The organism is Azospirillum sp. (genome assembly GCF_050789165.1).
This window is the reverse complement of the sequence record NZ_JBOZRT010000056.1, coordinates 1-9187: the sequence shown is the minus strand read 5'-3', so window position 1 is coordinate 9187 and position 9187 is coordinate 1. Positions and strand designations below refer to the sequence as shown.

Annotated in this window: 7 protein-coding genes, 1 tRNA gene and 2 pseudogenes; all 10 read right to left on the bottom strand. The window is 66.2% G+C overall.

The annotated features are described in order from the left end of the window. Positions 1-965 (bottom strand): annotated as a pseudogene (locus ACRWK7_RS13415) (DNA-directed RNA polymerase subunit beta'); the annotation flags it as partial. 97 nt (positions 966-1062) lie between these two features. Further along, positions 1063-5262: a DNA-directed RNA polymerase subunit beta gene (gene rpoB, locus ACRWK7_RS13410; RefSeq protein WP_431856742.1), complete on the bottom strand. Its 4200-nt coding sequence runs from the start codon at positions 5260-5262 to the stop codon at positions 1063-1065. A 198-nt stretch (positions 5263-5460) separates the two neighbouring features. After that, a complete protein-coding gene (gene rplL, locus ACRWK7_RS13405) occupies positions 5461-5835 on the bottom strand; it encodes a 50S ribosomal protein L7/L12 (RefSeq protein ID WP_431856741.1) in 375 nt (124 codons plus the stop codon). Between the two features lie 55 nt (positions 5836-5890). Beyond that, entirely contained in the window at positions 5891-6409 is a 519-nt protein-coding gene (rplJ, locus tag ACRWK7_RS13400) for a 50S ribosomal protein L10 (RefSeq protein ID WP_109121869.1), read from the bottom strand. A 261-nt stretch (positions 6410-6670) separates the two neighbouring features. Then, entirely contained in the window at positions 6671-7375 is a 705-nt protein-coding gene (gene rplA / locus ACRWK7_RS13395; protein ID WP_431856740.1) for a 50S ribosomal protein L1, read from the bottom strand. A 2-nt stretch (positions 7376-7377) separates the two neighbouring features. Then, on the bottom strand, positions 7378-7812 hold the full coding sequence (gene rplK / locus ACRWK7_RS13390) for a 50S ribosomal protein L11 (protein ID WP_431856739.1): 435 nt from the start codon (positions 7810-7812) through the stop codon (positions 7378-7380). A 135-nt stretch (positions 7813-7947) separates the two neighbouring features. Next, positions 7948-8478, bottom strand: a complete 531-nt coding sequence (gene nusG, locus ACRWK7_RS13385) for a transcription termination/antitermination protein NusG (protein WP_431856738.1) — start codon at positions 8476-8478, stop codon at positions 7948-7950. A 4-nt stretch (positions 8479-8482) separates the two neighbouring features. Further along, entirely contained in the window at positions 8483-8680 is a 198-nt protein-coding gene (gene secE, locus ACRWK7_RS13380; RefSeq protein ID WP_109121873.1) for a preprotein translocase subunit SecE, read from the bottom strand. A gap of 60 nt (positions 8681-8740) precedes the next feature. Next, positions 8741-8816 (bottom strand) — tRNA-Trp (locus tag ACRWK7_RS13375). A gap of 132 nt (positions 8817-8948) precedes the next feature. Next, positions 8949-9187 (bottom strand): annotated as a pseudogene (gene tuf / locus ACRWK7_RS13370) (elongation factor Tu); the annotation flags it as partial.

Here is a 9187-nt window from a genome sequence, read left to right as displayed (position 1 = left end):
TTGTTGGCGCCGGTGATGACGCGGCCACGGCGGCCGTTGTCGAACAGGGCGTCGACGGCCTCCTGCAGCATGCGCTTCTCGTTGCGCACGATGATGTCCGGCGCCTTCAGCTCGATCAGCCGCTTCAGGCGGTTGTTGCGGTTGATGACGCGGCGGTACAGGTCGTTGAGGTCCGAGGTCGCGAAGCGGCCGCCGTCCAGCGGTACCAGCGGGCGCAGCTCGGGCGGGATCACCGGAATCACTTCCAGGATCATCCACTCCGGCCGCGACTGCGACACCATGAACGCCTCGATCAGCTTGAGGCGCTTGACCAGCTTCTTGCGCTTGGCCTCCGAGGAGGTGTCGCGCAGGTCCTCGCGGCACTTCTTCTTCTCGTCCTCGAGGTCGAGCGCGGACAGCATGATCCGCAGCGCCTCGGCGCCGATGGAGGCGGTGAACGCGTCCTCGCCGTACTCGTCCTGGGCGTTGATGTACTCCTCCTCGCCCAGCAGCTGGTGCAGCTTGAGCGGGGTGAGGCCGGGCTCGATGACGACGTAGTTCTCGAAGTACAGGATGCGCTCGAGGTCCTTCAGCGTCATGTCGAGCAGCAGGCCGATGCGGCTCGGCAGCGACTTCAGGAACCAGATGTGCGCGACCGGCGAGGCCAGCTCGATGTGGCCCATGCGCTCGCGGCGCACCTTGGAGAGGGTCACCTCGACGCCGCACTTCTCGCAGATGATGCCGCGGTACTTCATGCGCTTGTACTTGCCGCACAAGCACTCGTAATCCTTGATCGGCCCGAAGATGCGCGCGCAGAACAGGCCGTCGCGCTCAGGCTTGAAAGTGCGGTAGTTGATGGTTTCCGGCTTCTTGATCTCGCCGTACGACCAGGAGCGGATCCTCTCCGGGCTGGCGATCGAGATACGGATCTGATCGAAGCTCTGGGGACCCTGGACCTGGCCGAAAATGTTCATCAACTCGTTCATGACCGTCTCCCGCTGGCATAAGCCGCGTTTCGGATAAGGGGACGCGCGGTCGGGAGGGCGTGCGCACACCGCTCCCGACCGGTACTCGGTACTAAGGTCAGTACGTCCGCTGGTTCAGCTCGACGTTCAGGCCGAGGGAGCGCAGCTCCTTGACCAGCACGTTGAACGACTCCGGGATGCCCGCCTCGAAGTTGTCGTCGCCGCGGACGATCGCCTCGTAGACCTTGGTGCGGCCGGACACGTCGTCCGACTTGACCGTGAGCATCTCCTGCAGCGTGTACGCGGCGCCGTACGCCTCCAGCGCCCACACCTCCATCTCGCCGAAGCGCTGGCCGCCGAACTGCGCCTTGCCGCCCAGCGGCTGCTGGGTGACCAGCGAGTACGGGCCGATGGAACGCGCGTGGATCTTGTCGTCCACCAGATGGTGCAGCTTCAGCATGTAGATGTAGCCGACCGTGACCTTGCGGTCGAAGGTCTCGCCGGTGCGGCCGTCGGTCAGGAACACCTGGCCCGAGCGGTCGAGGCCGGCGGCCTCCAGGTGGCGGCAGATGTCCTCCTCGCGGGCGCCGTCGAAGACCGGCGTCGCGAAGGGCACGCCCTTGCGCAGGTTGGAGGCCAGCTCCAGCACCTCGCCGTCGCCGAGGTCGGCGACGTCCTCGCCGTACACCTTCTCGCCGTAGGCATTCTTCAGCACCTTGCGCAGCTCGGCGAGGCGCGCCGGGCCGAGCTTCTCCGCGTCCTGCTTCAGGCCGTGGCGATACTGGTCGAGCGCGTGGCCGATCTGCTTGCCCAGGCCCGCGGCGGCCCAGCCCAGGTGCGTCTCGAGGATCTGACCGACGTTCATGCGCGAGGGCACGCCCAGCGGGTTCAGCACGAGATCGACCGGGGTGCCGTCCTCCAGGTACGGCATGTCCTCCTGCGGGATGATGCGCGACACGACACCCTTGTTGCCGTGACGGCCGGCCATCTTGTCGCCCGGCTGAAGCTTGCGCTTCACGGCGACGAAGACCTTGACCATCTTCATCACGCCCGGCGGCAGCTCGTCGCCGCGCTGCAGTTTCTCGACCTTGTTCTCGAAGCGGTTCTGCAGCGCCTGGATGGAGTCGTCGAAAACCTTGCCCAGGTTCTCGATGCTCTCCATGACCTGCTCGTTCTCGACCGAGATCTGGCGCCACTGACCCTTGGTGAACGGCTCCAGGTCGGCGGCGGCGATGACGCCGCCGGTCTTGAAGCCGCGCGGACCGGTGACCGAGGTCTGGCCGACCAGGATTTCCTTGAGGCGCGTGTAGAACGAGCGCTCCAGGATGGCCTTCTCGTCGTCGCGGTCCTTGGCGAGCTTCTCGATCTCCGCCCGCTCGATGGCGAGCGCGCGCTCGTCCTTGTCGACGCCGCGGCGGGAGAACACGCGCACCTCGACGATGGTGCCGGCCACGCCCGGCGGCAGGCGCAGCGACGTGTCGCGCACGTCGGAGGCCTTCTCGCCGAAGATGGCGCGCAGCAGCTTCTCTTCCGGCGTCATCGGGCTCTCGCCCTTCGGCGTCACCTTGCCGACCAGGATGTCGCCCGGGCGGACCTCGGCGCCGATGTAGACGATGCCGGCCTCGTCGAGGTTCTTCAGCGCCTCTTCACCGACGTTCGGGATGTCGCGGGTGATCTCTTCCTGGCCCAGCTTGGTGTCGCGGGCCATCACCTCGAACTCCTCGATGTGGATCGAGGTGAAGACGTCGTCCTTGACGATGCGCTCGTTGATGAGGATCGAGTCCTCGAAGTTGTAGCCGTTCCACGGCATGAACGCGACGAGCACGTTGCGGCCGAGGGCCAGCTCGCCCAGCTCCGTGGACGGGCCGTCGCCGATGATGTCGCCGGCGGCCACCCGGTCGCCTACCTTCACCAGCGGGCGCTGGGTGATGCAGGTGTTCTGGTTGGAGCGCTGGAACTTCAGCAGGTTGTAGATGTCGACGCCCGGCGCCGTGGAGTCGGCGTTGTCCGTCGCGCGCACCACGATGCGGGTGGCGTCGATCTGGTCGACGATGCCCGAGCGCTTCGCGACGATGGTCACGCCGGAGTCGCGGGCGACCGTGGCCTCCATGCCGGTGCCGACCAGCGGCGCGTCGGCCTTCACCAGCGGCACCGCCTGACGCTGCATGTTCGAGCCCATCAGCGCGCGGTTGGCGTCGTCGTTCTCGAGGAACGGGATCAGCGCCGCGGCGACGGACACCAGCTGCTTCGGCGACACGTCGATGAGGTCGATGGCCTCCGGACGGAACATCAGGTATTCGCCGCCCTGCCGGCACGACACCAGGTCGTTGGCGAAGCGGTTGTTCTCATCCAGCTCGGCGTTGGCCTGGGCGACGACGTAGCGGCCCTCCTCCATGGCGGAGAGGTAGACCACCTCGTCGGTCACCACGCCGTCCGCGACCTTGCGGTACGGGCTCTCGATGAAGCCGTACTGGTTGACGCGGGCGTAGGTGGCCAGCGAGTTGATCAGACCGATGTTCGGGCCTTCCGGCGTCTCAATCGGGCAGATGCGGCCGTAGTGCGTCGGGTGCACGTCGCGCACCTCGAAGCCGGCGCGCTCGCGGGTCAGACCGCCCGGGCCGAGGGCCGAGAGACGACGCTTGTGCGTGATCTCGGACAGCGGGTTGGTCTGGTCCATGAACTGCGACAGCTGCGACGAGCCGAAGAACTCGCGCACGGCGGCGGCCGCCGGCTTGGCGTTGATCAGGTCGTGCGGCATGACCGTGTCGATCTCGACCGAGCTCATGCGCTCGCGGATCGCGCGCTCCATGCGCAGCAGGCCGACGCGGTACTGGTTCTCCATCAGCTCGCCGACCGAGCGCACACGGCGGTTGCCGAGGTGGTCGATGTCGTCGATCTCGCCGCGGCCGTCCTTCAGGTTCACCAGAACCTTCAGGATCTCCAGGATGTCCTCCTTGCGGAGCACGCGGATCTGGTCGTCGGTCTTGAAGCCCAGGCGGGCGTTCATCTTGACGCGGCCCACGGCCGACAGGTCGTAGCGCTCGCTGTCGAAGAACAGGCCGGCGAACAGCGCCTCGGCCGACTCCAGGGTCGGCGGCTCGCCCGGACGCATGACGCGGTAGATGTCGATCAGCGCGTCCTCGCGGGACGCGTTGCGGTCGGCGGCCATGGTGTTGCGGATGTAGGCGCCGACGTTCAGGTGGTCGATCGCCAGGATCGGCAGCTCGTCGATGCCGAGCTTCTCCACCTTCTCCAGGTCCGACGCCGACAGCTCGTCACCGGCTTCGAACAGCACCTCGCCGGTCTTCTCGTTGATGATGTCGACGGCGAGGTAGCGGCCGGTCAGCTCCTCGGTGGAGACGAGCTGCTCGGTGAGCCCGCCCTCCTGGAGCTTCTTGATGGCGCGCGGGGTCATCTTGGCGCCGGCCTCGGCGACCACGGTGCCGGTGGCGGCGTCCACCAGGTCGGAGACCAGCTTGACGCCCTTCATGCGCTCGGCGTTGAACGGCGTCTTCCAGCCGCCCGAAGCGCGCGTGTAGGTGATGTGCTGGTAGAAGTAGGAGAGGATCTCCTCCTTCGCCATGCCCTGCGCCTCGTAGGGCAGCAGGTCCTTGCCGTTCGACTTGCGGTCGGCGCGCAGCGCGGCGGTGTCGGCGCCGTCCAGCGCGAACAGCAGCGTGGTGGCCGGCAGCTTGCGGCGGCGGTCGATGCGCACGTACACGAGGTCCTTGGCGTCGAACTCGAAGTCGAGCCAGGAGCCGCGGTACGGGATGACGCGGGCGGCGAACAGGTACTTGCCCGACGAATGGGTCTTGCCCTTGTCGTGGTCGAAGAACACACCCGGCGACCGGTGCATCTGGGAGACGATGACGCGCTCGGTGCCGTTGATGATGAAGGTGCCGTTGGCCGTCATCAGGGGCATGTCGCCCATGTAGACGTCCTGCTCCTTGATGTCGCGGATCGACTTGAGGCCGGTGTCCTCCTCGATGTCGAAGACGGACAGACGCAGGGTGACCTTCAGCGGAGCGGCGAAGGTGATGCCGCGCTGCTGGCACTCGTCCACGTCGTACTTCGGCGTCTCAAGCTCGTACTTCACGAAGTCGAGAACGGCGCGGTCGGAAAAGTCCTTGATGGGGAACACCGACCGGAAGACCTCCTGCAGGCCCAGGTTGGCGCGCTTCTCCGGCGCCACATCCATCTGCAGGAAGTGGTCGTACGAGCTCCGTTGAACCTCGATGAGGTTCGGCATCTGGGTGACTTCCGGGATGCGCCCGAAGCTTTTCCGAACACGCTTACGACCCGTAAAGGATTTGGCCATGGATGTCCCCAAACGTCTGGTGTGTGCGCTCAACCGACACTCGCGCGGGCCGCCCCGGAAATGCGGGACGGAAAAATCCGGGCGGGGAGAGCCCCCGTCCGGTGGAAGGCAGAAAACGCCGCGCGGCGGCGGGCCCCCAGAGGGAGCCAGCCGCCGTTCGGCGTGGATATGTCAGATCCGTATCGCTGCACTACGGTCTTACTTAATATCGACCTTCGCGCCGGCCTCTTCAAGCTGCTTCTTGATCTTGCCGGCCTCGTCCTTCGACACGCCTTCCTTGACGGTCTTCGGGGCGCCCTCGACCAGATCCTTGGCCTCCTTCAGGCCGAGACCGGTGATCGCGCGGACCTCCTTGATCACGTTGATCTTCTTGTCGCCGGCGTCGGCGAGGATCACCGTGAACTCGGTCTGCTCTTCGGCCGGAGCGGCAGCGGCGGCCGGGCCGGCGGCGGCGACGGCCACCGGAGCGGCGGCGGAGACGCCCCACTTCTCTTCCAGCAGCTTCGACAGCTCGGCGGCCTCGAGGACGGTCAGGGCCGACAGCTCGTCGACCAGCTTGTTCAGATCAGCCATTGTACTACTCCAAAGACTTGTCTTCTGGGTTCAGACTTAAACGTAAACGTGCGGCTCAGGCCGCCTCGTCCTTCTTCGCGTAGGCAGCAAGCACGCGGGCGACCTGGCCGCCCGGCGCCTGGAGGACACCGGCGATACGGGTCGCCGGGGTCTGGATCATGCCCACGAGCTTGGCGCGCAGTTCGTCCAGCGACGGGAGCGAGGCCAGGGCCTTCACACCCTCGGCGTCGAGCACCTGGGAACCCAGGCTGCCGCCGATGATCACCAGCTTGTCGTTGGTCTTGGCGAAATCGGCCACCGCCTTGGCAGCCGCCACCGGATCCTTCGAATAGCTGATCGCCGTCGGCCCCTTGAAGAGGCCGTCGATGCCTTCGAACTGCGTGCCCTTGAGGGCGCGGCGGGCGAGCCGGTTCTTCGTCACCTTGAAGCTCGCGCCCGCGGCCCGAACTTTTCCGCGCAGGTTGGTGACTTCCGCCACCGTGAGGCCGAGGTGATGGGTGACCACCACCAGGCCCGCGTCCTGCAGCTTCGAGTTCAGGTCCGCGATCGTCGCTTCTTTCTGTGTACGATCCACGGATCGCCTCCGTTACTCAGAGGTGCACTGGTTAGGACCGCTCGGAACGCCGGGCGGCCCCGGTTACAAACCTGTCCCAGAAGCTCAAGCCGTCTGTCCGCCGGGCACGACGCCCCTTGGAAATCCGGTTTCAACTCCCGTCTATGCAGGTTGGGTTTTAAGTCCTTTCGGACACCTGCGGTCTCGGACAGGGGCGGGCGGCGTCTCCGCCGCCCTGACTCGCCGCCGGCTCCTGCGAGCCGGCGGCGAAATCGGTTCAGATCAGCCGGCGGTCGTCGCGGTGGCGACGTCCAGCTTCAGGCCGGGGCCCATGGTCGAGGAGAGCGAGATCTTCTCGATGTAGGTACCCTTGGCGCCGGTCGGCTTGGCGCGGCTGATCGCGTCGATGAAGGCGCGGACGTTCTCGACCAGCTCCTGCTCGCCGAAGCTGGCCTTGCCGACGCCAGCGTGCACGATGCCGGTCTTCTCGGCGCGGAACTCCACGGCGCCGGCCTTGGCGGCCTTGACGGCCTCGCCGACGTTCGGGGTCACGGTGCCCAGCTTCGGGTTCGGCATCAGGCCGCGCGGGCCGAGCACCTTACCCAGCTTGCCGACCACGCCCATCATGTCCGGGGTGGCGATGCAGCGGTCGAAGTTCATCTCGCCGGCCAGGATCTTCTCGGCCAGATCGTCGGCGCCGACGATGTCCGCGCCGGCGGCCAGCGCCTCGTCGGCCTTCGGGCCGGGACGGACGAACACGGCGACGCGCACGGTCTTGCCGGTGCCGTTCGGCAGGTTCACGACGCCGCGGACCATCTGGTCGGCGTGGCGCGGATCGATGCCGAGGTTCATGGCGATCTCGATCGTCTCGTCGAACTTCGCCTTGGCGTTCGACTTCACGAGCTTGACGGCCTCGTCGAGGGCGTAGAACGCGTCGCGGTTCACCGCCGCGTTGGCGGCCTTCAGGCGCTTACCCAGCTTGGCCATGATCAGCCCTCCACCACTTCGAGGCCCATCGAACGGGCGGAACCGGCGATCATCGACGCGGCGTGCTCGACGTCGTGCGCGTTCAGATCGTTCATCTTCTTCTGCGCGATCTCGCGCACCTGGGTCATCGTGACCTTGCCCACGAAGCCGCCCTTGCCGGGGGTCTGCGAGCCCTTGTCCAGACCGGCGGCCTTCTTCAGGAAGTACGACGCCGGCGGGGTCTTGGTGACGAAGGTGAAGGTGCGGTCGCCGTAGGCGGTGATCACCACCGGGATCGGCATGCCGACCTCGAGGTCCTGCGTCTTGGCGTTGAACGCCTTGCAGAACTCCATGATGTTCAGGCCGCGCTGACCCAGCGCCGGGCCGATCGGCGGCGACGGGTTGGCCTTGCCGGCCGGCACCTGCAGCTTGATGTAGCCAACGATTTTCTTTGCCATGTCACAACCTCCTGAAGCGATGCCGTCTACTGTCTAGCGCCAGCATCGCTGGGTTTCCGTGGTCCGGCTATGGCGGGCCTCCCACGGCAAAAGCCGGCCCGGGGACCAGAGTCCCCGAGCCGGTGATCGAACGCGTCAGACCTTCTCGACCTGGGTGTATTCCAGCTCGACCGGCGTGGAGCGGCCGAAGATCGAGACCGCCACCTTGAGGCGGGCCTTCTCCTCGTCGACCTCTTCGACAACGCCGTTGAAGGAGGTGAAGGGGCCGTCCGAGACGCGGACCTGCTCGCCCACTTCGAAGGTGATCGAGGGCTTCGGGCGCTCGATCCCCTCCTGAACCTGCTGAATCAGCCGGTTGGCCTCGCGGTCGCTGATCGGCTGCGGCTTGCCGCCGCCACCCAGGAAACCGGTGACCTTCGGGGTGTTCTTCACCAGGGACCAGGTTTCGTCGATCAGGTCCATCTTGACCAGGACGTAGCCTGGGAAGAACTTGTTCTCGACGTTCACCTTGGCGCCGCGGCGCACTTCGATGACCTGCTCGGTCGGCACCAGGATCTCTTCGAAAAGGTTCTCCAGACCCTTCTGGGCGGCCTTTTCGCGGATCGACTGGGCGACCTTCTTCTCGAAGCCTGAATAGACGTGAACGACGTACCAGCGCATGGCCATGGCGTCAGGCTCCCAGACCCAGCACCAGCTTGACGGCGAACGCCAAGACCTGGTCGACGACGAGGAAGAACAGCGCGGCGACCACCACCATGACGAACACCATGGCCGTGGTGATGCCCGTCTCCTTGCGGGTCGGCCACGTCACCTTGGCGACTTCCTGGCGGACCTCACGAACGAAATCTGCGGGTTTTACTTTAGCCATCGTGGGGTACGTGCCAGCTCCGGGGAACAGATTGTCAAAGACCGACAAGACGAGGCGGGATGGCAGGAGTGGAGGGGCTCGAACCCCCAACCCCCGGTTTTGGAGACCGGTGCTCTACCAATTGAGCTACACTCCTAGCGCCGCCCTGCGGGATCCCTGGGGATCCCGACGTCACGGTGCCGTCGCCCTAGGCGTCGACCCCGTGTCCGTCTCGGACAAAAACATCCGCCGCCGGCGGTCAGCCGGCGGCGGAGGCAGGCTTATACCACTACTCGATGATCTTGGCAACAACGCCGGCGCCGACGGTGCGGCCACCCTCGCGGATGGCGAAGCGCAGACCCTCGTCCATGGCGATCGGGGCGATCAGGTGCACCTCGATGGCGACGTTGTCGCCCGGCATCACCATCTCGGTGCCCTCCGGCAGAACCACCTGGCCGGTCACGTCCGTCGTGCGGAAGTAGAACTGCGGGCGGTAGTTCGAGAAGAACGGCGTGTGACGGCCACCCT

Bases quoted from the DNA above. Each gene is read 5' to 3' on its own strand.
- rplK (WP_431856739.1), bottom strand. From the start codon at position 7,812: ATGGCAAAGAAAATCGTTGGCTACATCAAGCTGCAGGTGCCGGCCGGC.
- rpoB (WP_431856742.1), bottom strand. From the start codon at position 5,262: ATGGCCAAATCCTTTACGGGTCGTAAGCGTGTTCGGAAAAGCTTCGGG.
- nusG (WP_431856738.1), bottom strand. From the start codon at position 8,478: ATGGCCATGCGCTGGTACGTCGTTCACGTCTATTCAGGCTTCGAGAAG.
- secE (WP_109121873.1), bottom strand. From the start codon at position 8,680: ATGGCTAAAGTAAAACCCGCAGATTTCGTTCGTGAGGTCCGCCAGGAA.
- rplL (WP_431856741.1), bottom strand. From the start codon at position 5,835: ATGGCTGATCTGAACAAGCTGGTCGACGAGCTGTCGGCCCTGACCGTC.
- rplA (WP_431856740.1), bottom strand. From the start codon at position 7,375: ATGGCCAAGCTGGGTAAGCGCCTGAAGGCCGCCAACGCGGCGGTGAAC.